This window comes from Comamonas sp. MYb396 (genome assembly GCF_037479555.1).
In the GTDB taxonomy this organism is placed as follows: domain Bacteria; phylum Pseudomonadota; class Gammaproteobacteria; order Burkholderiales; family Burkholderiaceae_C; genus Comamonas.
In genome coordinates this window covers 199748-225279 of the sequence record NZ_JBBGYU010000006.1, presented here as the reverse complement: position 1 = coordinate 225279, position 25532 = coordinate 199748, and the positions used below count along the sequence as shown (strand labels likewise).

At 65.1% G+C, this 25532-nt stretch carries 22 protein-coding genes; 16 read left to right on the top strand and 6 right to left on the bottom strand.

What is annotated here, in order from left to right:
• Nucleotides 1–12 precede the first annotated feature (12 nt).
• Nucleotides 13–477, top strand: coding sequence for a nuclear transport factor 2 family protein (locus WH265_RS15575; protein WP_339558869.1), 465 nt, complete (start codon nucleotides 13–15; stop codon nucleotides 475–477).
• Here WH265_RS15575 and WH265_RS15570 read toward each other — a convergent pair.
• On the bottom strand, nucleotides 467–1132 hold the full coding sequence (locus WH265_RS15570) for a TetR/AcrR family transcriptional regulator (protein WP_339558868.1): 666 nt from the start codon (nucleotides 1130–1132) through the stop codon (nucleotides 467–469). The two genes, WH265_RS15575 and WH265_RS15570, sit on opposite strands and share 11 nt — an antisense overlap.
• A 145-nt stretch (nucleotides 1133–1277) precedes the next feature.
• Between WH265_RS15570 and WH265_RS15565 the strand changes: the two genes are divergently transcribed.
• From WH265_RS15565 to WH265_RS15525, 9 genes are all read left to right on the top strand, one after another.
• Nucleotides 1278–2624, top strand: a complete 1347-nt coding sequence (locus WH265_RS15565) for an NAD(P)/FAD-dependent oxidoreductase (protein ID WP_339558867.1) — start codon at nucleotides 1278–1280, stop codon at nucleotides 2622–2624.
• Complete coding sequence (locus tag WH265_RS15560; protein ID WP_339558866.1) at nucleotides 2621–3373, top strand: DUF1365 domain-containing protein; 753 nt, start codon at nucleotides 2621–2623, stop codon at nucleotides 3371–3373. Before WH265_RS15565 ends, WH265_RS15560 begins: the two co-directional genes overlap by 4 nt.
• Complete coding sequence (locus WH265_RS15555; protein WP_339534909.1) at nucleotides 3370–4641, top strand: class I SAM-dependent methyltransferase; 1272 nt, start codon at nucleotides 3370–3372, stop codon at nucleotides 4639–4641. The genes WH265_RS15560 and WH265_RS15555 overlap by 4 nt, the downstream gene beginning before the upstream one ends.
• Nucleotides 4634–5212 (top strand): chalcone isomerase family protein, encoded by a 579-nt coding sequence (locus WH265_RS15550; protein ID WP_339558865.1) that lies wholly within the window; start codon nucleotides 4634–4636, stop codon nucleotides 5210–5212. The genes WH265_RS15555 and WH265_RS15550 overlap by 8 nt, the downstream gene beginning before the upstream one ends.
• 12 nt (nucleotides 5213–5224) lie before the next feature.
• A complete protein-coding gene (locus tag WH265_RS15545) occupies nucleotides 5225–6514 on the top strand; it encodes an MFS transporter (protein WP_339558864.1) in 1290 nt (429 codons plus the stop codon).
• Between the two features lie 2 nt (nucleotides 6515–6516).
• Nucleotides 6517–7092: a DUF3833 domain-containing protein gene (locus WH265_RS15540; RefSeq protein ID WP_339558863.1), complete on the top strand. Its 576-nt coding sequence runs from the start codon at nucleotides 6517–6519 to the stop codon at nucleotides 7090–7092.
• Entirely contained in the window at nucleotides 7092–7883 is a 792-nt protein-coding gene (locus WH265_RS15535) for an SDR family NAD(P)-dependent oxidoreductase (protein WP_339558862.1), read from the top strand. The genes WH265_RS15540 and WH265_RS15535 overlap by 1 nt, the downstream gene beginning before the upstream one ends.
• 135 nt (nucleotides 7884–8018) lie before the next feature.
• Nucleotides 8019–8567, top strand: coding sequence for a lipocalin family protein (locus tag WH265_RS15530; RefSeq protein ID WP_339558861.1), 549 nt, complete (start codon nucleotides 8019–8021; stop codon nucleotides 8565–8567).
• A 212-nt stretch (nucleotides 8568–8779) separates the two neighbouring features.
• Nucleotides 8780–10489, top strand: a complete 1710-nt coding sequence (locus tag WH265_RS15525) for a LamG-like jellyroll fold domain-containing protein (RefSeq protein ID WP_339558860.1) — start codon at nucleotides 8780–8782, stop codon at nucleotides 10487–10489.
• A 110-nt stretch (nucleotides 10490–10599) separates the two neighbouring features.
• On the opposite strand, the gene WH265_RS15520 is transcribed toward WH265_RS15525, so the two are convergent.
• Entirely contained in the window at nucleotides 10600–11199 is a 600-nt protein-coding gene (locus WH265_RS15520) for a DUF3617 domain-containing protein (protein WP_339558859.1), read from the bottom strand.
• Between the two features lie 259 nt (nucleotides 11200–11458).
• Between WH265_RS15520 and WH265_RS15515 the strand changes: the two genes are divergently transcribed.
• The 5 genes from WH265_RS15515 (at nucleotide 11459) to WH265_RS15495 (ending at nucleotide 20998) form a co-directional block, all read left to right on the top strand.
• Complete coding sequence (locus WH265_RS15515; protein ID WP_339558858.1) at nucleotides 11459–13453, top strand: cytochrome c/FTR1 family iron permease; 1995 nt, start codon at nucleotides 11459–11461, stop codon at nucleotides 13451–13453.
• A gap of 132 nt (nucleotides 13454–13585) precedes the next feature.
• A complete protein-coding gene (sbcD, locus tag WH265_RS15510; RefSeq protein WP_339558857.1) occupies nucleotides 13586–14824 on the top strand; it encodes an exonuclease subunit SbcD in 1239 nt (412 codons plus the stop codon).
• Nucleotides 14821–18267, top strand: a complete 3447-nt coding sequence (locus WH265_RS15505) for an SbcC/MukB-like Walker B domain-containing protein (protein ID WP_339558856.1) — start codon at nucleotides 14821–14823, stop codon at nucleotides 18265–18267. Before sbcD ends, WH265_RS15505 begins: the two co-directional genes overlap by 4 nt.
• Before the next feature lie 118 nt (nucleotides 18268–18385).
• Complete coding sequence (locus WH265_RS15500) at nucleotides 18386–20164, top strand: NAD(P)/FAD-dependent oxidoreductase (protein ID WP_339558855.1); 1779 nt, start codon at nucleotides 18386–18388, stop codon at nucleotides 20162–20164.
• A gap of 261 nt (nucleotides 20165–20425) precedes the next feature.
• Nucleotides 20426–20998 (top strand): hypothetical protein, encoded by a 573-nt coding sequence (locus tag WH265_RS15495; protein WP_339558854.1) that lies wholly within the window; start codon nucleotides 20426–20428, stop codon nucleotides 20996–20998.
• A gap of 93 nt (nucleotides 20999–21091) precedes the next feature.
• Here the strand turns inward: WH265_RS15495 and WH265_RS15490 are convergent, their stop codons facing one another.
• The 4 genes from WH265_RS15490 to pyrC form a co-directional block, all read right to left on the bottom strand.
• Nucleotides 21092–21457 carry a hypothetical protein gene (locus WH265_RS15490; RefSeq protein WP_339558853.1) on the bottom strand — a complete coding sequence of 122 codons (366 nt, stop codon included), beginning with the start codon at nucleotides 21455–21457 and terminating at the stop codon, nucleotides 21092–21094.
• 183 nt (nucleotides 21458–21640) lie between these two features.
• Entirely contained in the window at nucleotides 21641–22519 is an 879-nt protein-coding gene (gene htpX, locus WH265_RS15485) for a protease HtpX (RefSeq protein WP_021026652.1), read from the bottom strand.
• Between the two features lie 100 nt (nucleotides 22520–22619).
• Nucleotides 22620–23408 (bottom strand): DUF3025 domain-containing protein, encoded by a 789-nt coding sequence (locus tag WH265_RS15480; RefSeq protein WP_339558852.1) that lies wholly within the window; start codon nucleotides 23406–23408, stop codon nucleotides 22620–22622.
• A 20-nt stretch (nucleotides 23409–23428) separates the two neighbouring features.
• A complete protein-coding gene (pyrC, locus tag WH265_RS15475; RefSeq protein WP_339558851.1) occupies nucleotides 23429–24472 on the bottom strand; it encodes a dihydroorotase in 1044 nt (347 codons plus the stop codon).
• A gap of 153 nt (nucleotides 24473–24625) precedes the next feature.
• Here pyrC and WH265_RS15470 point away from each other — a divergent pair, with 153 nt between their 5' ends.
• Nucleotides 24626–25531 carry an amino acid ABC transporter substrate-binding protein gene (locus WH265_RS15470; protein WP_339558850.1) on the top strand — a complete coding sequence of 302 codons (906 nt, stop codon included), beginning with the start codon at nucleotides 24626–24628 and terminating at the stop codon, nucleotides 25529–25531.
• The last annotated feature ends 1 nt before the right edge of the window (nucleotide 25532 follow it).

Genomic DNA, 25532 nt, shown 5'->3' with positions numbered 1-25532 from the left:
AGGAGCGCCACGATGTCTGCGATGCCTTCCGATTCCGATGTCAGCGCCGCCGTGGTGCAGCGGCTGGTGGGCTTCTATGAATCGCTCGCGCCCGAGAACCTCGCGCAGCTGGGCGACTACTACGCTGCAGATGCCTTTTTCAAGGACCCGTTCAACGAGGTGCGCGGCGTCGCGGATATCCGCGCCATTTTTGCGCATATGTTTGAGACCCTGCAGGAGCCGCGCTTCATCGTCACCCAGCAGCTGGTGCAGGGCGATCGGGCAGCCCTGGAGTGGGAGTTTCGCTTTCGCTTTCGCAGCTGGAACGCGCAAGCGCCCCAGTGCATCTACGGCGCCTCGTTGCTGCGCATCGATTCCCACGGGCGCGTGGCCCAGCACCGCGACTACTGGGACGCGGCAGAAGAGCTGTACGAGAAATTACCGGCAATTGGCCTGTTGATGCGCTGGCTGCGGCGCAACGCCTCGGTCAAGCGCTAGGGGCCGCACCAGGCGCCACCGCCGGCCCGGCCAGACCGTAGAAGGTGGTGCCCGTAACCCAGTCGATGATCTGGTCATCGCTGTACTGGCCCGATTCCTTGAGCAGGCCCAGCACCGGGTCGCAGGCCCGTGCAAACAAGGTGTAGAGCACCAGCTCGGCCGGCAAGCCCGCTGGCAGCTGGCCGCGGGTCTGGGCCTCGGTGATCCAGATGCTCAGCCGGTTGCTCAGCGCAATCAGCCGGTCCATATAGGCATCGTTGGACTGCAGCGAGGCGCTGAGGTTGGAGTTTTGCGCGGGCAGCGACGGCATCTGCCCTTCCAGCTGGGTGCGCATGGCCCAGCGCACCACCGCCTTCAACTGCTCCAGCGCCGCGATCGGCTGGCCTGCTTCGGCCGCCGCATCGGCCGCGCTGCGCAAGCCATCGACAAAGGCCAAGGCGCGGTCCAGCACCCCGACCATCGCAGCACCCGCCAATTCTTCCTTCGACGTGAACAGCTTGTAGAGACTGGCCTTGGCCATGCCCGCCTCCGCCGCCACCTCGTCGACGGTCATCGCGTCGTAGCCCTTGGTCGCGAGCAGGCGGTTCACCGCCGTCACGATGGCCTCTTCACGCACACGCTGTATTTGTTCCTTGATGGCAGACCGAGCATTCATGCCGCCATTTTATGACGTCGCAGGTCATGAAGAAGACTAAATGGTGCATTTTTGACATTTGTGGTTTATAGTGTGAACTCATCAGTTCAACAATTGATCTAGAAGGTTCAAACGTTTGGCTGTGGCATCTACAAGGGGTCCTTTCATGCAACGCATCGCTGTCATTGGATCGGGGATTTCTGGGCTGGCTGCTGCCGCCCACCTGGCCCGTTCGCAGACATCGCACCGGGTCTGCCTGCTGGAAGGGGGCAGCCATTTCGGCGGCCATGCCAACACGGTGGACCTGAGCCTGGATGGCATCACGCACGGCGTCGATACCGGCTTTCTGGTGTTCAACCACCGCACCTACCCCTTGCTGACCCAGCTCTTCCAAGACCTGGCCGTCGATACGGTGGCCTCCGAGATGTCGTTCTCCGTCCAGGTGCCCGGTGCCAACGGGGCATCTGCGCTGGAATGGAGCGGCCGCTCCCTCGCCAGCGTGTTTGCCCAAAAACGCAACCTGCTGCGCCCGCGCTTTTGGGGCATGCTGCGAGACATTGCCCGCTTCAACCGCCTGACCACCGAGATCGCAGAGCGCCAGGCCGAGGCCGAGATGACAGCCTCGATCGCTGCATTCCTGGACCAGCACCAATTCTCCGCCGCGTTCCGCAGCGACTACCTGCTGCCGATGCTGGGCTGCATCTGGTCCTGCCCCACGGACCAGATGCTGCACTTTCCCATCGCCACGATGATTCGCTTCTGCCACAACCACGGCCTGATCCAGGTGCGCGACCGGCCCCAGTGGTACAGCGTGCGCGGCGGCTCACGCCAGTATGTGCGCCGCCTGCTGGCCCGTTTGACACAGGATGGTCGCCACGAGGCGCGCCTGAACACGCCGGTGCTCGGCCTGCAGCGCCACCCGCAGGGCGTCATGGTGCAGATGGCACAGGGCGCCGAATGGTTTGATGCCGTGGTTCTGGCCTGCCACAGCGACCAGGCCTTGCAGCTGTTGGGCAATGGCGCCACGGCCGCCGAACGCGCGGTGCTGGGCAGCATCCGTTACCAGCCCAACGAGGCGGTCCTGCACACCGACAGCGCCGTGCTGCCCCAGCGCCAGGCGGCCTGGGCGGCCTGGAACTACGAGCGCGCCGCCGCATCCAGCGCCGAGCAAGCGGGCGTCTGCCTGCACTACCTGATCAACCGGCTCCAGCCCCTGCCCTGGCAGCAGCCGGTAGTGGTGTCGCTCAACCCAGCGCGCCCTATTTCTGCGGACAAGGTACATGCCCGCATCCAGTACAGCCACCCGGTGTTTGACCAGGCAGCCATCGACGCCCAGCGCCAGCTGCCCCAGCTGCAGGGCCAGCTGCGCACCTGGTTTTGCGGCGCCTGGTGCGGCTATGGCTTCCACGAAGACGGGCTGCGGTCCGGCCTGGCGGCGGCCCAAAGCCTGTGCCAGTCGCTGGCCGGCGCAGCGCCACCCGCGCAGGCGCCGGCGCTGGAGGAGGCCGCATGAGCAACCGTTCGCTGATCGGCTTTGGCCACATCTGGCACCAGCGCCTGCGCCCGGTGGTGCATGCCTTCCGCTACCCCGGGTATTTCTTGCTGCTGCCCCTGCGCAGCTTGCGCGACCAGCCCGATGCGGTACTGCGCCGCAACCGGCGCGGCCTGATCAGCTTTTATGACCGCGACCATGGCGATGGCAGCGCCGACTGCCTGGCCTGGTTTGACCAGCTGCTGCAGCAAGAGGGCATCGACGACGCGGCCGGCGAGGTCTGGCTGCACACCTTCCCGCGTGTGCTGGGCTATGCCTTCAAGCCGGTCAGCTTCTGGTATGCGCACCGGGCAGATGACTCGCTGGCGGCGGTGCTGGCCGAGGTCAACAACACCTTTGGCGAGCGCCATGCCTACTTGCTGGCCGGGCCCGATCTGGCCTGGGGCACGGAGCAGCTCGCGGCCAAATGCTTCCATGTGTCGCCGTTTTGCACGGTGCAGGGCGCATACCGCTTCCGCTTTGTGCGCAGCGACAGCCGCAACCTGGTGCAGGTCGACTTGCATGACGAGGCCGGCGCGCTGCTGCGCACCGGCGTCGCAGGCAGGCTGCAGCCCTTGACCCGTGCCACCGTGCGGCGCGCATTCTGGGCCATGCCCTTGATGACCTGGGGCGTCGTGCTGCGCATCCACTGGCAGGCACTGCGCCTCTGGCTCAAACGCCTGCCTTTCCACCGCAAACCCTCCGAGCCCAAGCGCTTCGTCACACGATGAACTCCACTACCGCCTCCCTGCCGAGCCCGTCCGCCCAAGCCGGACGCTCCATCCCCCGCAGCGCGCGCCAGGTACTGCAGCTGCTGGAGCACCTGCCCCGCGGCCAGCTGGACCTGCAGCTGCCCGATGGGCAACTGCGGCACTTCAGCCAACAGCCCGCAGCGCAGGCCGATGCGCGCTGTGCCATCCAGGATTGGGAGGCGCTGGAGCGCGTGCAGCGCTCGGGCGATATCGGCCTGGCCGAAGGCTATATCAACGGCCAGTGGGACAGCCCCGACCTGAGCGCGCTGCTGCGTCTTTGCATCGCCAATCGCGACCACATGGAGCAGCTGGTGTACGGCCACTGGTGGGGCCGGCTGGGTTTTCGCCTGCGCCACCTGCTCAACCGCAACACCCGCTCGGGAAGCGCCCGCAATATCCATGCGCACTACGACCTGGGCAATGACTTTTACCGCCTCTTTCTCGACCCAAGCATGAACTACAGCGCCGCCTGGTTCGAGGGGCGCAGCGGCGCTGCGCTGGCCCAGGCCGATCTGCTGCAGGCCCAGCAGGCCAAGATGCGCCGGGCCTTGCAAGAAACCGGGCTGCAACCCGGCCAGCGCCTGCTGGAGATTGGTTGCGGCTGGGGTGCACTGGCCCAGACGGCGGCCACCGAGTTTGGTGCCCAGGTGACCGGGGTGACCTTGTCGCGCGAACAGCGCCAATGGGGTCTGGAGCGCATTGCGCAAGCGGGCCTGCAAGCCCAGGTCGATCTGCGCTACCAGGACTACCGCGATCTGGCCGCCCAGCACCAGTCGCAGCCCTTTGATGCCATCGTGTCCATCGAGATGTTTGAAGCGGTCGGCCAGGAGTACTGGCGCAGCTATTTCCAGTCGCTGCGCCAGTGCCTCAAGCCCGGTGGCTATGCCTGCGTGCAATCCATCACCTTGCGCGATGACCTGTTTGCGCGCTACCTGCGCTCGACCGATTTCATCCAGCAGTACATCTTCCCCGGCGGCCTGCTGCCCAGCGTCCAGGCCTTTGAGCGCGAAGCGCGCCGGGCCGGCTTGACCGTAGAGAAGAAGCTGCACTTTGGCAGCGACTATGCCGAGACGCTGCGGCGCTGGCGCCAGGCCTTTGAGCAGCAGCTCGATACCATCCGCGCGCAGGGCTTTGATGAACGTTTTGTGCGCATCTGGCGCTTCTACCTCGCCTACTGCGAGGCCTCGTTCGACATGGGCAACACCGATGTGGTCCAGTTCACATTGCGCAGGCCCGACCATGCCTGAACTCTGCCGACGCCAAGCCCTGGGCTGGGGCGCCCGCCTTCTTGCTCTCTCCATGACTGCCATGACCCACGACCTCCTCGCAGCCACGCCTGCCTCCCCTGCCCCTCCTGCTGAACTGGGCACGGCCTTGCCAGGCGCCCGCCTGGTAGGTACCGGTGTGCTGCGGTTTTTTGGGCTGCGGGTGTATGAGGCGCGCCTGTGGGCCGCTGCCGGCTTCAACCCACAGGACTATGCGCGCCAGCCCTTTGCGCTGGAGCTGATCTATGACCGCAAGCTCGAGGGCGAGGCCATTGCGGAGCGCTCCATCGCCGAGATGCGCCGGGTGGCGCCCTTCTCCGAAGACCAGGGCCGCCAGTGGCTGCGCATGATGAAGCAGGCCTTTCCCGATGTGGTGGCGCAGGATCGCCTGCTGGGTTTGAACGACGGAACAGGCAAGGTCGTTTTTCTGCACAACGGGCGTGAGACTGCCACCATTGACGACGCGCTGTACGCGCGCCTGTTCTTTGGCATCTGGCTGTCGGAGCAAACCAGCGCACCGGCGCTGCGCGCTGCGCTGCTGGGCCAGGGCTGAGGGCTGTCCGCCATGAACGCCATCCCGGTTCAGCAAGCGCTTTCCTGGCGCACGGGGCTGGCCTATGGCGCGCTCGCTGCACCGCTGGCCTTTGTATCGCTGCCCTTGTATGTGACCCTGCCGCATTACTATGCGGCGGTGGCCGGCGCACCGCTGGCCGGTTTGGGGGCTGTGCTGCTCGCCACCCGGACCTTTGATGCGCTGCTGGACCCGGCACTGGGCCGCCTGGCGGATCGCTTGCTGCGGCGCGGGCGGCGTGCCGCCTGGCTGGCTGCGGCGCTGGGCAGCCTGGCCATGGCCCTGGGGTTTTATGCGCTCTGGCACCCGCCCAGCAGCAACCCGTTCCAGATGCTGGGCTGGCTCGCCGGCTGCCTGCTGCTGAGCACCTTGGCCTATAGCGCGGTCGCCATCCTGCACCAGACCTGGGGCACCCGCTGGGGCGGCCAGGCGGCCTGGCGCACGCAGGTAACGGCCTGGCGCGAGGGCGCCACCTTGGTCGGCGTGCTCACCGCCAGCGTCTTGCCCAGCCTGTTGGGCATGGATGCAACCAGTGCGGTGCTGCTGGCCGCGCTGGGCCTGGGTTTGCTGGGCTTGTACCGGCTGCGCGATCCGCGCGTGGACGCAGCACATGCCAGCGCAGGGGCCGCGCAGCGCAGTGGCCGGCCCCAGGCCTCACCCTGGCGTGATGCCGCTTTTCGCCGGTTGCTGTCGGTCTTCATGCTCAACGGCATTGCGGCGGCCATACCCGCCACGCTCCTGCCCTTCTTTGTCGTGGACCGGCTCCAGGCGCCCGCGCTGCTGCCGCTGTTTTTGCTGTGCTACTTTGCCGCTGCAGCCCTTGGCCTGCCGCTGTGGGTCAGAGCCGTTGCCCGCTGGGGCCTGGCGCCCAGCTGGCGCGCCGGCATGCTCGCCAGCGTCATTGCCTTTTTCTCGGCCTCCTTGCTGGGCCCGGGGGATGCCTGGGCTTTTGTGGCCATCTGCATCGCCAGCGGCCTGGCGCTGGGCGCCGACCTGGCAGTGCCTGGCGCGCTGCTCACGGGGGTGATCCACGAATCGGGCCATGGCGGATCGGGCGACGGGCGCTACCTGGGCTGGTGGGCCTGTGCCACCAAACTCAACCTGGCCCTCGCCGCCGGGCTCTGCCTGCCGCTGCTCGCCGTTGCCGGCTACCACAGCGGCAGCACCGCCCCTGCCGGTCTGAAGGCGCTGGCCTGGGCCTATGGCGGCCTGCCCTGCCTGCTCAAGCTGTTGGCCCTGGCCGCTCTCTGGCGCGCCGAGCGCCTGCAACCCTCCTGGAGGTAACGATGACATCCACGCCAAGCACCCACCGCCTCATCACGCTGCGCCGCGCCGGAATCGGTCTGGCCCTGGTCGGCACGCTGGCGCTGCTGAGCGCCTGCGCCAGCCCCTCGGTCGAGGACTATGCCCAGGAGCGCCCGGCCTTGGACCTGCGCGAGTACTTCAACGGCCCGCTCACGGCGCACGGCATGTTCACTGACCGCCAGGGCAAGGTGGTCAAGCGCTTTACCGTGCAGATGACCGGCAAGTGGACGGGCAATGAGGGCGTGCTGGAAGAGCACTTTGTCTACAGCGATGGCACCACGCAGGAGCGCACCTGGCACATCCAGTACCTGGGTGATGGCCGCTATAGCGGCCAGGCGGGGGATGTCGTCGGCCCCGCCACCGGCCAGGCCGCCGGCAACGCGCTGCATTGGAACTATGTGCTGGCCTTGCCGGTGAACGGCCGGGTCTGGAATGTGCGGATGGACGACTGGATGTACCTGATGGACGGGCGCACCATGCTCAACCGCACGGCGATGAGCAAGTTCGGCATCCACCTGGGCGATCTGACCATCTCCTTTATCAAGGGGACGCAGTGATGCCGCTGCTGCAAGCCAAGCTCAATCCGCCGATGCGCGACTGGCAGGGCCGGTCCGTCTGGATCATTGGCGCATCGTCGGGCATTGGCCGGGCCACGGCTGAAGCGCTGCAGGCCCAGGGCGCGCACGTTATCGTATCGGCCCGGGACCTTGCTGCGCTGCAGGCCTTTGCAGGCAGCCGCCCCGGCTGCCTGGCACTAGCGCTGGATGTGAGCGAGCCAGGCACCGTGGCGGCTGCCGCACAAGCGGTGCATAGCGCCCTGGGTGCTGCGCCCGACCTGGTGCTGTACTGCGCCGGCCACTACCGGCCGCTGCGCGCTACCGCCTTTGACCTGCCCGAGATGCAGAAACACCTGGCCGTCAACTATGTCGGCGTGCTGCATGTGCTGGATGCCATCCTCCCGATGCTGCTGCAGGCAGGCCGGGGCCATATCGCGCTGGTCGGCAGCGTTGCCGGCTACCGGGGGCTTCCCATGTCGCTCGCCTACGGCCCCACCAAGGCCGCGCTCAACAACCTGGCTGAAAACCTCTACCTGGATCTGCACCCCCAAGGGCTGGGCGTATCCATCATCAACCCCGGCTTTGTCGAGACGCCTCTGACCGCCCAGAACCATTTCAAGATGCCCGCGCTGATCAGCCCCGCAGAAGCAGCGCAGCATATCTTGCAGGGCTGGGCGCGCGGACAGTTCGAGATGAACTTCCCCCGCCGCTTTACCCGCTGGATGCGCCTGCTGCGCTGCCTGCCCGACCGCTGGTACTTTGCCAGCGTGCGGCGGATTACCAAGGCCTGATGCGGGGGTTGGGACGACAGCGGCACGGCATGTGTGCTTATCGCCAGTAGCCCAATGATGAGCCAGTCTGTACCCAAGCCTGTTCATCCGCCTTTCCCACTTGAGGCCCTGCCCAAAATCAAAAGGAAACATCCTATGCCTATCTCCACAAGCGCTCTCTTGCGCGCCACCGCCATGGCGCTCGCGATCACCGGTGCTGCAGTCGCCCTGCCCGGTTGCGCCGTCTCTGTCCCCCAAGGGGTGCAACCCGTCAGCGGCTTTGACGCCAGCAAGTACATGGGCACCTGGTATGAGCTGGCACGCATCGACCACCGTTTTGAAAAAGGCCTGACCCAGGTGACGGCCAGCTACAGCTTGAATGCCGATGGCAGCGTGACCGTCGTGAACCGCGGCTATGACCCCGCCAAGCAACAGTGGCGTGAAGCGCAAGGCAAGGCACGCTTCCTCGGACAAGCCGATAAGGCTGCGTTGAAGGTCTCGTTCTTCGGCCCCTTCTACGGCGGCTACAACGTGGTCAGCCTCGATGAGCAGTACCACACCGCCTTGGTCATTGGCAGCAGCCTGGACTACATGTGGATTCTGTCTCGCAGCAAGACCATTCCGGAGACTCAGCGGCAAGCGCTGCTTGAGAAAGCACAGTCTTTGGGAGTGGACCAGGGCCATGTTATCCGAGTGGAGCAATAGCCATGTCTGGCCCGGTTAAACGGGACCGCTTGTTAGCGAAGGTAGTCTGCAGTTAGCAGCAACCCACAGCATTTCATATGCAAGAATGTTTCATATAGATTCAAATTGTTATTAATTGTTATATGATGTCGAGCACTCATGCCGACCTCACTTCATGATCCCCATGGTGTGTCCTCCCGGAAAGCGCGAGATACTTTTGGAACGCACCACTCATGTATCAACCTTGCCTCCCTCCATCGACGCGCACTGTGGAAAACGCTCCACTGCGGTTCGGCTCCATACGAATCCTTGGTTCGGCATGCATAACTGCGCTGCTGGCGCTGCCTGCGCTAGCAGCACCCGCGCCTACACCTGACATCATCCACTACCGGTTTGACGAAGCGGGAACATCCGTAACCAACCGCGCGTCAAATCCGCCCGCCAACACGGCAACGGCGGTGCTGAACGGCGCACTTTCTCAAGGCGCACACATTGACGGAACCAACCTCAGCGCGGCGCGGGGATCAGGGAATTCATCCTCCTCGGACTATGTCAACACAGCATGGACTACCAGTCTGAATGGGTCCTGGTCCATCTCGTATTTCAGCAGCGAAATTGCGCCTTCATCCACGCTGTTCTACATCATGGGGGACATCAGCGCAGGGAGTTTCCGCATTTTCACCAATGGCGTTGCCGGACCCAACAATTGGATCCTGCGAGGCCCCTTCACTGACGTCCTCCTAGAAGGTGGCGCTGTACAGGGTACGACACTGAATACCTTTGTGTATGACAGCGCGGCACAAAATATCTCCGCCTATCTCAATGGAGTTCTTGTAAACACTGTCGCGCAGCCGGAACCCATCACCGTCTCCGGCACAGGTCCGTTCAAGGTCATGGGCTATAGCTCAAACGTTGGGTTGAATGCAGGAGGAAAACTGGGGGATGTGCGTATCTACTCGCGCGCGCTGACCTCTGGTGAGGTGACTGACATTTACAACGCCGCATTTAGAACGCCCCAAGTGCTGACGTTCAGCGCTGCACCTGCGGTGTCAGTCAATTCAACAGCCAATGTTGTAGCAACCAGCGCCGAGCCTAACTCGGGTAATGCCATTGTCTATTCGACCGCTTCAACAGACTGCACAGTCACATCGAGCGGTGCAGTGACGGGGGTGCATGCAGGCACCAACAACTGCACGATCACCGCTACCCAAGCAGGCCTGGAAATCCCGTTGCCCGGTTTCCAAGAAGCCTCGGCAACGCAAGCATTGAGTATTTCCAAAGACACGCAGTCCATCACCTTTACGTCGGTGCCGCCCAGCGGAGCCAGCATTGGAGATACCTACGCGGCAACTGCGACGGGTGGTGCATCTGGAGAAGATGTCACCCTCGTGGTGGATTCTGGTAGTGCAGCAATCTGCTCTATAGCCAATGGCACGGTGACATTTTCTGCGGCCGGGACATGCGTAATCAACGCAAATCAAGCTGGAAATCCAGATTACGAGGCAGCCACTCAGGTTCAGCAGACAATCGAGGTAGGCAAGCTTGCTCAAAGCCTGTCCTTCACATCGGTCGCACCAGCCAATGCCAAGGTGGGAGATACCTATACACCTGCTGCTACCGGCGGTGCATCGGGGAATCCAGTCGTGTTCTCTGTCTCTGGCGTCCCGCAAGCAGTGAGTGCTTCGACTACAGCCAAGGCTTCTGCCGATGTGTGCTCCATCAGTGGGGGAGTCGTGAGCTTTAGCGCTCCAGGCACTTGCACCATCATGGCGACGCAAGCCGGAAACGAAAGCTATGCTGGTGCGGAAATGGGCCAAGTCGTCTACGTTAGCGCTGCTGCTGCGGCTCCAACGCCAGTGCCCTCGCTTCACCATGCGGCTCTCTTGCTTCTAAGCTTGCTGGCTGGCATGTTGGGCATGCGCAAATTGCATCGCAAGAGCTAAGAAGACTGCGGGTAAAGCGCGCCCCGCTAGTAAAACGCAGCCACCCAGGCTGCGTTTTTGCATTCAAAAGCCCCAGGCCACCGCCCAAGCAGCGGCGCGCGAGCTTCCTATCAGCAGTCGCCCACGCGCTTGCTGGTCACCGTGGTGGTCATGCCCTGGCCGGCCATGTCCATGGTGCTGGTGACGGTGTTCTCGGTGGGCGAGACGTAGACGGCTTCGAGGTTCATGCTCATCTTGCCTTCGCCGCAGGTGAAGCGCATCGATTCCTTGTTGCCATCGGTCTTGACGTCAGCCGGGCTGCAGCCAGGCATGTTCTTGAGCTGCGAATCGGCCAGCGACTGCAAGGTCTTGCCGGCCATCTCGGGGGTGATGCACATCTCTTGGATGAGCTTGCCGCCTTCGACCTTGGCGTTATCCAGGTTGGCGGCCTTCTTCTGCTCGGGTGTCATGGTCTTGAAGGCCTGCTCCATGCCGGCCAGTGCCTGCTGGCCCATGGGGCCGCTCATCTCGGTGACCGCCTGCCACTTGCCGGGCTGCACTTTTTGTGCGGCAGCGGCGGGCGCTGGCGCGGGGGCCGGTGCTGCTGCGGGCGCAGGGGCCGGCGCGGCGGCGGCCGGTGGGCTGCTGGGCGTCTCTTCCTTCTTGCTGCAACCCATCAAACCGGCACATGCGACCACGGCGGCTACGGCGAATCCTGTTAGTTTTTCCATTTTTTCTCCTCGTTGCGGCACGGCACAGGGCTTGCGGCGTGCAACGCCTTGCCCTCCCTATGAGCACAAGCGCGTGGCCGCAGTGTAGCGATCTGGCATGCAGAAATGGTTACCAATTGCGTTTCCAACGCCGCCCCATCAGGGTCGAAAAATGGGCTCAATGATGTGAATTGGCGCTTCTCTCACGCTGGTCGACTGGGCCAGTACAGAATGTAAACAAGCTTAAAATGGCGCGAATAATTCTTATTCATAACACTCCATGCGCTCCACATTCAGCTGGACACTGGCCCTCGTGGCCGGTTTGGCCGGTTTGGCCGGTTTGCTCAGCGGCCCTGCCCTGGCCCAAGCGCCCGCTGCGGCACCCTCCACCACCGCATCCAACACTGCTGCTGCCACGCAAGCCACAGACGCGCGCCAGCTCTGGCAGCTGCTGGACTATGTCGCCGTAGACTACGGCGGCGCCGTCGAAAATGGCCAGATCGCCAGCGAAGGCGAGTACGCCGAAATGCTGGACTTCAGCGCCAACGCCTTGCAGCAGGCCCAGGCCCTGCCCGCCCATGCCGACAAGGCCAAGGTGGTGAGCTTGGTGACCCAACTGCGCGCAGCGGTGCAGGCCAAGGCCACAGCCGATGAAGTCGCCCAGCTGGCTCACCAGGCAGCCCAGTTGCTGGTGGCGGCCTACCCGATGCCGGTCGCGCCTGCCAAGGCCCCCGATATAACAAAAGGCTCTCAACTCTTTCAACAAATCTGTGCCAGCTGCCATGGCGCTACCGGCGGTGGCGATGGCCCAGCCGCGCAAGGGCTGGATCCGCAGCCCATTGCCTTTAGCGATGCGCAGCGCGCCAATGCGCGCAGCCTGATGGCCTTGTACCAAGTGACCTCGCAAGGGGTGGAGGGCACCTCGATGGTGTCCTTTGGCGCGCTGCCCGAAGACGACCGCTGGGCGCTGGCCTATTTTGTCGGCGGCCTGTCGTACAACGACGAGCTGCGCGCTACCGGCAAGGCGCTGTGGCAGAGCGATGCCGGCTTGCGTGCACGCTTTGGCGACCTGGCCGCGCTCAGCACCACCACCGCGCAAAGCCTGACCCCGGCTATGCCGATCGAGCAGGCCCGCGCGGTGCTGGCCTATCTGCGCGCCCACCCCGAGGTCGTCAGCGAAGGCAAGGCCAGTGGCGTGGCCCTGTCACGCCAGCGCCTGGCGCAAAGCCTGGCCGCGCTCCAGGCGGGCGACCGCAACCAGGCGATGAAGCTGGCCCTGTCCGCCTACCTCGATGGCTTTGAGCCGCTGGAGCCGACGATTGCTGCGCGCAACAAGGCCTTGATGACCCAGGTTGAATCGGCCATGGTGCAGTACCGCGCCACGGTGGCCAGCGGCACGCTGCAAGAAGCCGAGGCCGCCGCCCAGCAGCTGCAGGCGATGTTTGGCCAGGTCGAGGCCGAGTTGAATGCGGGCGCCTCGGACGCTACCGCCACCTTTGTCGGCGCGCTCACCATCTTGCTGCGCGAAGGGCTGGAGGCCTTGCTGATCGTCATCGGCATGGTCGCGCTGCTGCGCAAGGCCGGCCGCCAGGATGCACTGCGCTATGTGCATGCGGGCTGGAGCTCGGCCCTGGTCGCCGGCGGCCTGACCTGGGCGGCTGCGACCTATCTGGTCGAGATCAGCGGCGCCAGCCGCGAGGTGACCGAGGGCCTGGGCTCGGTGGTGGCCGCGCTGGTGCTGCTGAGTGTGGGCCTGTGGATGCACAGCAAGAGCAGCGCCGGCCGCTGGCAAAGTTATTTGAGCGAGAAGCTCTCGGCCAGCATGGGCCAGGGCTCCATGTGGGGCCTGTTTGCGCTGGCCTTTGTCTCCGTCTACCGCGAAGTGTTCGAGACCGTGCTGTTCTTCTCGGCCCTGGCCTCGGACGGCCACCATGGCGCGTTGCTGGGCGGCGGCCTGGCTGCGGTGGCGATCCTGGCAGTGATTGCCTTTGTGCTGCTGCGCACCAGTGCCCGCATGCCCGTGGGCCGCTTCTTCTCGGCGACGTCGATCCTGGTGGCTGTGCTGGCTGTCGTGCTGGTAGGCAAGGGCGTGTCCTCGCTGCAAGAGGCTGGCTGGGTCAGCGCCACGCCGCTGGCCGCGCCGCGCATCGAGCTGCTGGGCATGTTCCCTACGCTGGAGACCCTGCTGGCCCAGGCCATCGTGCTGGCGCTGGTGGTGTTTGGCTTTGCCTACAACCGCGCTGCGGCGCGCAAGGCGCTGGGCCCCCCGCAGTAAGAACCGCCTTGTCGGCTGCCAGACCTCGCCAGGGCGCCAAGCCTTGGCGAGGTCTTTTTCTTTGACCGGCGCTGCGCCCAGCGACTACCATCGACAGGGTTCCCGCGATCTCTCCATCCCCCTCCCCCGACCATGCGCATCATTCACACCTCGGACTGGCACCTGGGCCAGCATTTCATGGGCCAAAGCCGCCAGACAGAGCACAGCGCGCTGATCGACTGGCTGCTGGAACAGGTGGCGGCGCAAGCCGCCGATGCGGTGCTGATCGCCGGCGATATTTTTGACACCGGCGCGCCCCCCAGCTACGCGCGCGAGCTCTACAACCGCCTGATTGCCCGCCTGCACCAGGCCGGTGTGGCGCTGCTGGTGCTGGGTGGCAACCATGATTCGGTTGCGGTGCTGGAAGAGAGCCAGGGCCTGCTGCAGCACCTGGGCACCCAGGTGATTGCCGCGACCGGCGCGCCCGCGCAGCATGTGCGCATCCTGCCGCTGCGCGATGGCTCGCCTGGCTGCATTGTCTGCGCGCTGCCCTTTATCCGTCCCCGCGATGTGCTGCAAAGCCAGGCCGAGCAAAGCGCGCAAGACAAGCAGCTGGCCTTGCAGCAGGCCATCCAGGCGACCTACCAGCAGGTGTACGACGTAGCACTGCAGCAGCGGGCTGCGCTGCAGACCCGCCTGGGGCGGCAGTTGCCCATCATCGCCACCGGCCACCTCACCACCGTGGGCGCCAGCAGCAGCGAATCGGTGCGCGAGATCTATGTCGGCACGTTGGAGGCGTTCCCGACCCAGGCCTTTCCCCCTGTGGACTACATCGCACTGGGCCATATCCACCAGCCGCAAAAGGTGGGCGGACTTGAGCACATCCGCTACAGCGGCTCGCCGATCGCGCTGGGCTTTGACGAGGCGCGCCAGACCAAACAGATGTTGCTGGTTGACCTGGGAGAGTCGAGCTTGCAGGCGGTCACCGCCTTGCCGGTGCCGGTCTTCCAGCCCATGGCGGCGCTGCGCAGCAGCCTCGCCGCATTGCCGGCCGCGCTGCAGCAGGCCGGTGCGCTGGCCCAGGCCGACAAAAAGGTCTGGCTGGATATCAGCATCGAAGAAGACGACTACCTGGCCGACCTGCCGCTGCGCGTGCAGGCCCTGGCAGAAGGCTTGCCGCTGCAGCTGCTGCGGGTCAAACGGCTGCGCGGGCGGGCGGCTGCGCAGTGGAGCGGCCCGGCCGTCGAGGCGCTGGATGCGCTGACACCGGCCCAGGTGTTTGAGCGCCGCCTGGCGCTGGAGACCATCGACGCCGAGCTGCAGCAGGCACTGACCGCGCGCTACCAGAGCGTGCTGCAGTCGCTGGCCAACCCCAGCGGGGAGGCGCCATGAAGATACGCAGCCTGCGGCTCAAGAACCTGAACTCGCTCAAAGGCGAGTGGCGCATCGATTTCACAGCCGCGCCCTTTGCCGACAACAGCCTGTTTGCGATCACCGGCCCCACGGGCGCGGGCAAATCGACCTTGCTCGATGCGATTTGCCTGGCGCTCTACCACCAGACACCCCGGCTGGCCACCCTCAGCGCCAGCAGCAACGACCTGATGACGCGTCACACCGCAGATTGCATGGCCGAGGTGGAGTTCGAGGTCAAGGGCATCCTCTACCGTGCCTTCTGGAGCCAGCGCCGCGCCCGCGACAAGGCCAGCGGCGCGCTGCAAGGCCCCAAGGTGGAACTGGCGCGCGTGGCCGATGGAGAAATCCTCAGCATCCACAGCAGCGACAAACTGCGCCAGATGGCCGAGATCACTGGGCTGGATTTTCAGCGCTTTACCAAATCGATGCTGCTGGCCCAGGGCGGGTTTGCGGCGTTTTTGCAAGCCAGTGCCAATGAACGCGCCGAGCTGCTCGAAGAGCTGACCGGCACTGACATCTACAGCCAGATATCGCAAGCCGTGTTTGAGCGCGCCCGCGATGCCCGCCAGGCGCTGGAGCGCGACCAGGCGCAGGCGGGCGGCATGCAGCTGCTGCCCGAGGCCGAGCGTGATCATCTGCAGACCGAGGCCCAGCAACTGCAAACCACATTGGCTGCCTTGCAGACGCGCCATGCCGCGCTGCAAACCCTCCAGCACTGGCAGCAGCAAACTGCGCAAGCCGCGCAAACGCAGCAGCTGGCGCAAGAGCGCCTGCAGCAGGCCCAGCAAGCGCTGCAGGCGGCCGCCCCCGATCTGCAGCGCCTGCAGGCCCATGGCCCGGCACAGGCGATTGCCCCCTTGCATACAGGCTGGCAGCAGGCGCAAGCGGCCGCTGCAGCAAGCCAGGCCCAGCAGACCCAGTTGCAGGGCCGCCTGGCAGATGCCCAGCGCCAGCAATGGCAGCTGCAGCAGCATGCCAGCGCGCTGGCGCAGCAGGCCCAGCAGCAGGCCGAGCAGGCGCTGCAGCGGTTGCAGACCCAGCACAGCGATCTGCAGCACTGGCTGCAGCAGCACCCAGCCCATGCCACGCTGGGCGACCAGCTGAGCGGCTGGCGCGAGCAACTGGCGCAGCGCCAACAGCAACAGCGGCAGTTGGCCCAAGAGCAGGCCGCGTTGCAGCAGGCCCAACAACAGGGCCAGTCGTTACAGCAACAGATGGCGGCACAGGCCAGAAAACTGCAGCAAGCCCAAGCGGTGCAGCAGCAGGCCGATGCTGCGGCGCGCGAGCTGCAGCATGCGCAGCACACCCGACTGGCCCCGCACGGCGGCAGTCTGGGCCAGTTGCGCGCCCACTGGCAGACGGCGCAGCAGCACGAGCAAGCCTGGCAGCAACTGCTGCAGCATGCCGAGCAGCGCCAACCGCTGGCGCGCGATGCGCAGCAACTGGGCGCCGCCTTGCAGGCCTGCACCGCACCGCTGGCCCAGCAGCAGGCCACACTGGCCGCACTGCGCAGCCAGTACAAGGCCCAGAAAGAGCGCGTGGCCGACAAACAGCGCCTGCTGGCGCAGGAAGAGCGCATCCAAAGCCTGGAAGCGCACCGCCACGCGCTGCAGCCCGGCGAGGCCTGCCCCCTTTGTGGTTCGCAGGAGCACCCTGCCATTGCCGCCTATGCCGCGCTGGATGTGACCGCCACCGCCGCCGCGCTGCAAGTGGCCCAGGCCGAGCTCGACGCGCTGCAGCAGCAGGGCGAGCAGCTGGGCGCCGCCCATGCCGCGGCCCTGAGCCAGCAGACCAGCCTGCAAGCCCAGTTAACAGCCGCCGAGCAGCGGCTGGACGCCTGGCAACAGCGATGGGAAACACTCTGCGCAGCCATGGCCCAACCCGTCGCCGCATCTGCCTGGCAGCAGCCGCGCACATTGGCCGAGGCCCAGCAAGCCAGCGCCGCGCAAGCGGCGCAGTTGCAACAGGCCCTGGCGGCAGCCGAGGCCGCTGAGCAAGCGCTGCAAGCCGCCAAGGATGCCGCGCATGCAGCAGCCCAGACCCTGCAGCTCGCCCAGCATGCGCAAGCGCGCCTGCAGCAAGCCCTGCATGACAACAGCAGCCTGCAGCAACGCCTGGTGCAGGCCGTGCAAGCGCTGCAGGCCCAGGCAGACGCGGCCGAGGCCGCCTTGCAATCCAGCCTGGCCCCGCTGGGTCTGGCGATGCCGCCCGCCGATGACCACGATACCTGGCTGCAGGCCCGCCAGCAGGAATGGCAGCAGTGGCAGCAGCACAGCGCGCAGCTGCAAACCACTGCCCAGCAACTGGCACTGCAGCAGCAGCAGGCCCAGCAGTGCGCGCAAGAGGCGCTGCAATGGCAGCAGCGCCTGGCGCAACTGCCGGCTCCGGCACCCGCACAAACCAGTGCAGCGACCCTGGCACTGCCCGCCACCTTGGCGGAATGCGCTGCGCTGCTGGAGGACACCCGCCAAGAACTCGCCAGCCTGCAAGGCCAGGCCCAGCAAGCGGGCCAGCAATTGGCCGAGCGGCAGTGGGCCCAGGAGCAGGCCCAGTCTGCGTGGGAGCAGGGCTTGCAGGCCAGCCCCTTTGCCGATGCGCAGGCCTTTACGCATGCGCTGCTGCCAGCGGACGCGCTGGAGCGGCTCAGCCAGCAGCGCGATGGCCTGCAGTTGGCTTTGCAGCGCGCCAGCACGGTGGCCGAGGAAGCAGTGCAGCAGCACCAGCAACTGCAGGCCCAGGCCTTGACGGAGGAGGCACCCGAGGCGCTGAATGCGCAGCTGCAGGCTTTGGAGGACGAGCGCAACCAGACGGCAGAGCGCATGGGCGCCCAGCGCGCGCGCCTGGCCGATGACGAGCAGCGCCGCGCGGGTCAGCAGGCCTTGCTGGCGCAGATTGCGGCGCAGGAGCGCGACAGCGTGCTGTGGCAGCGGCTCGATGGCCTGATCGGATCGGCCAAGGGCGACAAGTTCCGCAAGTTTGCCCAGGGCCTGACCCTGGACCATTTGCTGGCCTTGGCCAACGGCCATCTGGCCAGGCTGCATGGCCGCTACCTGCTGCAGCGCAAGACCACTGGCGAGCTGGAGCTCGATATCGTCGACAGCTGGCAAGGCGATGTCGCCCGCGACACCCGCACCTTGTCGGGGGGCGAGGCCTTTTTGGTCAGCCTGGCACTGGCGCTGGCCTTGTCGGACCTGGTCAGCAGCAAGACCTCGATCGATTCGCTGTTCCTCGACGAAGGCTTTGGCACCCTGGACGGCGACACCTTGGAGGTTGCGCTGACGGCGCTCGATACGCTGAACGCCAGCGGCAAGATGATCGGCATCATCAGCCATGTGGAGGCGCTCAAGGAGCGCATCCCGGCGCAGATCCGGGTCGAGAAGGGGGCGGGAATCGGGTACTCGCGTTTAGAGCTGCAAGGCTGAAGCGCAGAACCCTTGCTATGCTTTTTACCTTAGGGCGCCATGGGGATGCGCCCTGCCTGGCCGCCCTGCAGCGGCCATATCGGCTACCATCCATGCCCTTGCTTGATAGGTACAAGCCATGATCCGGATCGCAGAACTCAAACTCCCCCTCTCGGCGGTGCCTTACCACCCCGACAACCACACCGAATACGCGCCCCAGGAGGCGCTTGCCCAGTTGGCAGCGCAGCGCCTGGGCCTGCAGCCGGCGGCCATTGCCCAGCTGCAGGTGCACAAGCGCAGCTTTGATGCGCGCAAGTCCGAGCTGCTGGCCGTCTACATCGTCGATGTGGCCTTGGCAGACCCCGCGCAGGAAGCGGCCTTGCTCGCGCACTTCGCGGCAGACTCGCATGTGAACCCGACGCCCGACATGTCCTGGCACCCCGTGGGCCAGGCACCTGCCGATATGCAGGATCGCCCGGTGGTGGTGGGCTTTGGGCCCTGCGGCATTTTTGCGGCGCTGGTGCTGGCGCAGATGGGTTTCAAGCCCATCGTGCTGGAGCGCGGCAAGACAGTGCGCCAGCGCACCAAGGACACCTGGGGCCTGTGGCGCAAGCGCCGCTTGACGCCGGAATCGAATGTGCAGTTTGGCGAAGGGGGCGCCGGCACCTTCTCAGACGGCAAGCTCTACAGCCAGATCAAGGACCCGCGCCACCTGGGCCGCAAGGTGATGCAGGAGTTTGTCACCTACGGCGCGCCGCCGGAGATCCTGTTCACCGCCCACCCGCACATCGGCACCTTCAAGCTGGTCAAGGTGGTCGAGGGAATCCGCGAGGAGATCGTGCGCCTGGGCGGTGAGATCCGCTTTGAGCAAAAGGTCACTGATGTGCTGGTCGAAGGCGATGCGCGCCAGCTGGTAGGCCTGCAGGTGCAGAACCTGGCCAGTGGCGAGAGCTACACCCTGCCCACGCGCCACGCGGTGATGGCGCTGGGCCACAGCTCGCGCGACACCTTTGCGATGTTCTACGAGCGCGGTGTGGCGATGGAGGCCAAGCCCTTCTCGGTGGGCTTTCGCATCGAGCACCCGCAAAGCGTCATCGACCGCGCCCGCTGGGGCAAGGATGCCGGCCACCCGCTCTTGGGCGCGGCCGACTACAAGCTGGTGCACCATGCCAAGAATGGCCGCGCCGTCTACAGCTTTTGCATGTGCCCGGGCGGCACCGTGGTGGCTGCCACCAGTGAGCCCGAGCGCGTGGTGACCAATGGCATGAGCCAGTACTCGCGCGCCGAGCGCAATGCCAATGCCGGCATGGTCTGCGCGATCAGCCCCGAAGACTACCCGCAAGACGCCGAGAGCTTTGCCTGGGCCTTTGGCGGCAAGACCTATGGCGTGGAGGCGCAGGCGCCAGGTGCCTTCCATCCGCTCTCGGGCATCGTGCTGCAGCGCCAGCTGGAGTCCAAGGCCTACGTGCTGGGTGGCCAGAACTACAGCGCCCCCGGCCAGCTGGTGGGCGATTTTGTCGCCGGCACGCCGTCCACGGCCTTTGGCACCGTAGAGCCCTCGTACAAGCCCGGGATCACGCTGGGCGACCTGCACCAGGCCCTGCCCACCTACGCGATCGAGGCCATGCGCGAGGCCCTGCCCGCCTTTGGCAAGAAGATCCGTGGCTATGACATGCGCGATGCCATCCTGACCGGCGTCGAGACCCGCACCTCGTCGCCCGTCAAGATTGGCCGGGGCGCTGATTTTCAGAGCGACAACACGCGCGGCCTGTACCCGGCTGGGGAAGGTGCCAGCTATGCGGGCGGCATTCTGTCAGCGGGGGTGGATGGCATCAAGGTCGGTGAGGCGGTGGCCTGCGCCATTTTGGGGCTGGCCGTGCCTTCGTCGGGCTCGCGCGGCTCGGGCGGCGCTTTGTAAGTCTCGCTGGCATTCCCTCTCGCCATGGCGCGTTGTGGCGCCAGATGGCGGGATGGGATGCTGCTGACACACGGGCCGAATCCAGCGCTCAGTCGGCAGTCAGGTGACAGCAGAGCGCCAAAAATGGACCACTCTCCCGCTTAAAAAAGCCTTAAAAAACGGCCGCTTACACCTTTGAGGCCCAGGCACCACAGCCGCGACCCCAGCGCAGCCAGCCCATCCTAGAATTTTGGCTTGTTCTGATGCTGCTGAAGGTTGCCCATGTCCGGATCGATTTGCCACACCCTTCAACTGCGCCTGGGCGCGGCAGGTTTGAGCGCGGGATTGCTGTGCGCGCTGTCTGGCGCTGCCTGGGCGGCCAGCGTGGACGACCCGGATGGCAGCGACCGCGCGGTGCTGCCCGGCTGGAGCTTTGGCTATTCGCCCTATACCCACCACTACTCCAACGCCAAGAAGGAGCGCGATTTCGAGCCCGATGACGAGCGGCACAAATATGTGTGGCTGCTCAATGCCGAGAAAAAGCTCGATGAGCACCAACTGCTCGGCTTTGCCTATTTCAGCAATTCCTTTGGCCAGCCCAGCCAGTATGGCTACTACGGCTGGCAGTTCCAGCCGCTGTCGGGCACGCCGCAGCTGTTTGTCAAGCTGACCGGCGGCGTCATCCACGGCTACAAATACCCGTTTCACCGCAAGATCCCGCTCAACAACAAGAACGGCTGGGGCATCACCGCCATCCCGGCGGTGGGCTGGAACTACAACCAGCACTGGGGCGGTCAGCTCAATGTGCTGGGCAAATCGGCGCTGATGTTTCAGCTGAACTACACGATGCGCTGACTGGCGCAGTTGCCCAAGCCCCGAGCGGGACCCAGGCAGGTAAGGGGATAGAGGGGTCAGGAGACCAAGGGCCAGCCACGCGGCCCCAGCGCCTCAGCGGCGTTCCCAATGCCCGCCACGGGCTTGCCAGCCATGTGGGCTGCGCACCCATTCACGTGGCACCCAGCGGTCTCCACGGTGGGGAGGCGATGCCCAATGGCCCTGGCGCCATACATAGCGGCCACCGTACCAATCCCAAAAGCCGCCAATCCAGATCTGGGTCGAGATCGGCGCTACCGCCACGGGGGCTGGCTCGTACTGCAAGGCTGGGGGTTCCTGGGGCGAAACCACGACCGCGCCTGTGTTGCCATAGGCATAGGAATCGGCCGGCGCGACAACGCAGCCGGTCACCAAAGTAGCGACCGCCAGGGCGCCGGCACACAAAACGGCCGAATGCCAAGAGGTGGGAGTATGCGACATGGTGTATCTCCAGTCATTGCAAGAACTCCATTGAAGGCGCGCCAGCTTAACGCCCGGTGAGCGGCGCGTAAATCGCCGGTAAAAGCCGGGGTGCCCTGGCCAACACCGCGCCGATCCGCTTGCCCGGCGCCCACAAAAAAGCACTGCCGAGGCAGTGCTTTTTGAGAGGCGGCCAACCGGGGCTTATTGCACCTGGTTGTTTTGCAGTGCAGCCACGCGCTCTTCGATCGGCGGGTGCGAGCTGAACAGCTTGCCCAGGCCACCGGTGATGCCCATGGCCTGCATGCTTTGCGGCAGGGTGCCGGGGTGCATGCCACCGAGGCGGTGCAGCGCATTGATCATCGGCTGCTTGCGGCCCATCAGGCGCGCGGCACCGGCATCGGCGCGGAACTCGCGCTGGCGCGAGAACCAGGCCACGATGATGGCGGCCAGGAAGCCAAAGACGATATCGAGCACGATGGTGGTGATCATGTAGCCAATGCCGGGGCCCGAGTTCTGCTCGTCATTGCGGCGCAGGAAGGAATCCACCGCATAGCCGATAACGCGCGAGAGAAAGACCACAAAGGTGTTCATCACGCCCTGGATCAGCGCCATCGTGACCATGTCGCCATTGGCCACGTGGGCCACCTCGTGGCCGATGACGGCCTCGACCTCTTCGCGGGTCATGCCTTGCAGCAGCCCGGTCGAGACGGCCACCAGGGCCGAGTTCTTGAAGGCGCCCGTCGCAAACGCGTTGGCCTCGCCCTCATAGATACCGACCTCGGGCATCTGGATGCCAGCTTGGTCGGAGAAGCGACGCACGGTCTCGACAATCCAGGCCTCGTCAGCGCTTTGGGGCTGGTTGATGATCTTGACGCCCATGCTCATCTTGGCGATGGGCTTGCTCATCAGCAAGGAGATGATGGCGCCGCCAAAACCCATGATGAAGGCAAAGCCGAGCAAAGCCCCGAGGTTCAGGCCATTGGCAGTCAGGTAGCGGTTGACACCGAGCAGGCTGGCAACAATGCCCAGCACCACAACCACGGCGATGTTGGTCGCCAGAAAAAGGAACATTCGTTTCATGGGGTCGATTCTCCAAGGAGGGGAACACAGTGCTCGATAGCTGGGGGCAATGTCTTGCGAATTCAAGACCTTACCTCCACTTTATGGCGACGGCGGGTGCTTATGATATTTGTGGCCGTCGGGCCGAGCGAAATACGTCTGGGTCATCGTAGAAGGAAACATGCTGGTTTTCCTGGCACCATCCCGGAACGCCCAGCACCGGCAAGGGCGTAAAGGGCTTGCCCGCCAGGTGCGCAGCGTCCAGAGAATCGGCGATGACCGCGTCGATATTGTCCACCATCGGCCAGGGCTGCGGCGGGCAAAAAACATGCGCGGTGATTGGTTTTCTGGGGGCCATGAGCTTTTCCAGCAGCGCATGGCCGATGACGATGAGCTGTGCCTGCTGCCACAGCGGCCGCAGCTCGACAAAGAGCCGCTGCCATTGGCGCTGCTGCAGCGCCTGCCACAGCGCATCGGGCGCCAGCAGCACGGCGCCGTTTTCGTCGAACAGGGTCAGCGCATCGCGCAAAGGGCCCCGGCTGGCACCGACGCCGCCCGCTTGCGCAATGGCCTGGGCCTGCAAGGCATTGAGCCGCGCCTTGGTGCGCGCAAAGCGCTGCCAGACCAGGCCATTGAGCCCGTCGTGCATGTGTCCGCGGGTGGGCACGCAGCCGCTGCGGGCGATAAAGCTTTCATAGGCCTCGCCCGCAGGCAGCGCCGACTGCGGCACAAAGCGCCGGCCGCAATCGCCCAGGCGGTTGAGCAGATCGGGCATGGCCAGGCCCTGAGCATCCAGCGCGCGGATCTGTAGGCCCAGCGCCCGGTAGGGCTGCAGCCAGGGCGCCTGCCAGTCCAGCGAGGACCAGCCGGGCGCGGGCCGGTCGGGTGCAGGGGCCTCGCGCTTATCCACGCATCAAATGATCAAAACGCTCAGTCGGCCAGCTTCCAGGGCAGCGCTTCGCCCGAGCGCAGCGGCTTCAAGTCCGCCTGGCCAAAGGGGTAGGACGTGGGCGGGGTCCAGGATTCGCGCAGCAAGGTGATGCGGTCGGTGTTGCGCGGCAGGCCGTAGAAGTCCGCACCATGCAGGCTGGCAAAGCCTTCGAGCTTGTCCAGCGCGCCCGCCTTGTCAAAGGCCTCGGCATACATCTCGATGGCCGCATGGGCGCTGTAGCAGCCGGCGCAGCCGGTGGCGTGCTCCTTGAGCTGGGCGGCATGCGGGGCACTGTCGGTGCCCAGGAAGAACTTGGGGTTGCCGCTGGTGGCGGCCTGCACCAGCGCCAGGCGGTGCTCCTCGCGCTTGAGCACGGGCAGGCAGTAGTAGTGCGGGCGAATGCCACCGGTAAAGATGGCGTTGCGGTTGAACAGCAGATGCTGGGGCGTGATGGTGGCGCCAACAAAGCGGTCACTCTCGGTCACGTACTGGGCCGCTTCGCGCGTGGTGATGTGCTCGAACACGATTTTCAGCTCGGGGAAATCGCGGCGCAGCGGCACCATGTGCTGGTCGATAAAGGCCGCCTCGCGGTCAAACAGGTCGACCTCGCTGCCGGTCACCTCACCGTGCACCAAGAGCAGCATGCCTTCGCGCTGCATCGCCTCCAAGGTGGGGTAGATCTTGCGGATATCGGTCACGCCATGGTCGCTGTTGGTGGTGGCACCAGCGGGGTAGAGCTTGCAGGCCACGACACCGGCTGCCTTGGCGCGCACGATCTCCTCGGGAGCGAGCTTGTCCGTCAGGTACAGGGTCATCAGCGGCTCGAACTGCAGGCCCTGCGGAATGGCCGCCACGATGCGCGCCTTGTAGGCCAGCGCCAGCTCGGCGGTCGTGACCGGGGGCTTGAGGTTGGGCATGACGATGGCACGGGCAAATTGCCGCGCGGCATGGGCCACCGTAGTGGCCAGGGCGGCGTCATCGCGCAGGTGGATGTGCCAATCGTCGGGTCGGATGATGCTGATGGAGGAGGGTGCGGTGCTCATCCCGCCATTGTCGCACCGGTCATGCGGGCGTCATCACAGTCCCCGAGCATTGGACAAAAGTAACTCAATGTTAAGGGTAGGTGCCCATAGAGTACACAGTCTCTATGCGTATCATAGGTGACTGTAGGATTTCTTAATCAAGGACTGTGCAACATGTGGCTAAACCATATTTTTCGCGGCGCTGTGCTGCTGTGCCTTGCCAGCAGCAGCCTGGCTCAGACCCCTTTGCCCGACAGCTGGGACAAGATCCGGGAGTCGCAGCGCATCACCGTGGGCTACCGCCCCGACGGCCTGCCTTTTGCCTACGAGATGGGAGAGACCAAGAAACCGGTCGGCTACGCCATCGACATCTGCCAGGCGCTGATCGCCAAGCTGCAGCAGAGCATGGGCGTCGCCAAGCTCGATATCCAGTACCGCGCCATCAACGGCCAGACGCGCTTTACCGATCTGGCCAGCGGTGCCATCGATGTCGATTGCAGCAACACCACCAACACCAAGGACCGGCGCGAGAGCAAGCATGTGTCCTTCAGCCTGCCCTACTACATCGCTGGCGTGCGCATGCTGGTCAAGTCCGACAGCGGCATCAACGATGTCGATGACCTCTCGGGCAAGCGCGTGATCACCACCAAGGGCACCACCTCGCTGCAGGTGCTCGAGCGCCGTGTGGCCGTCAACGGCCTCAAGATCCAGCACAGCGAGTGCCTCACCCATGACGCCTGCTTCAAGGCCGTGCAAGCGGGCACGGCCGATGCCTGGCTGATGGACGATATTCTGCTCGCTGCCCACCGCGCGCAGTCGGACAAGCCCGAGCAGGTCAAGCTGATCGGCAAGCTGATGTCGATCGAGCCGCTGTCGCTGATGATGCGCGACACCGATGTGCGCATGAAGAAGGTGTTCGATGCCGAGATGCGCGTGCTGTCGCAGAACTTCGAGATCACGCGCCTGTACAAGAAGTGGTTCGAGTCGCCGCTGCCGGGCAAGAGCTTTGCACTGAATGTGCCGATGTCCTACCTGCTCACCGACATGCTGCGCTTCCCCAGCGACAAGTTCGACAACTGAT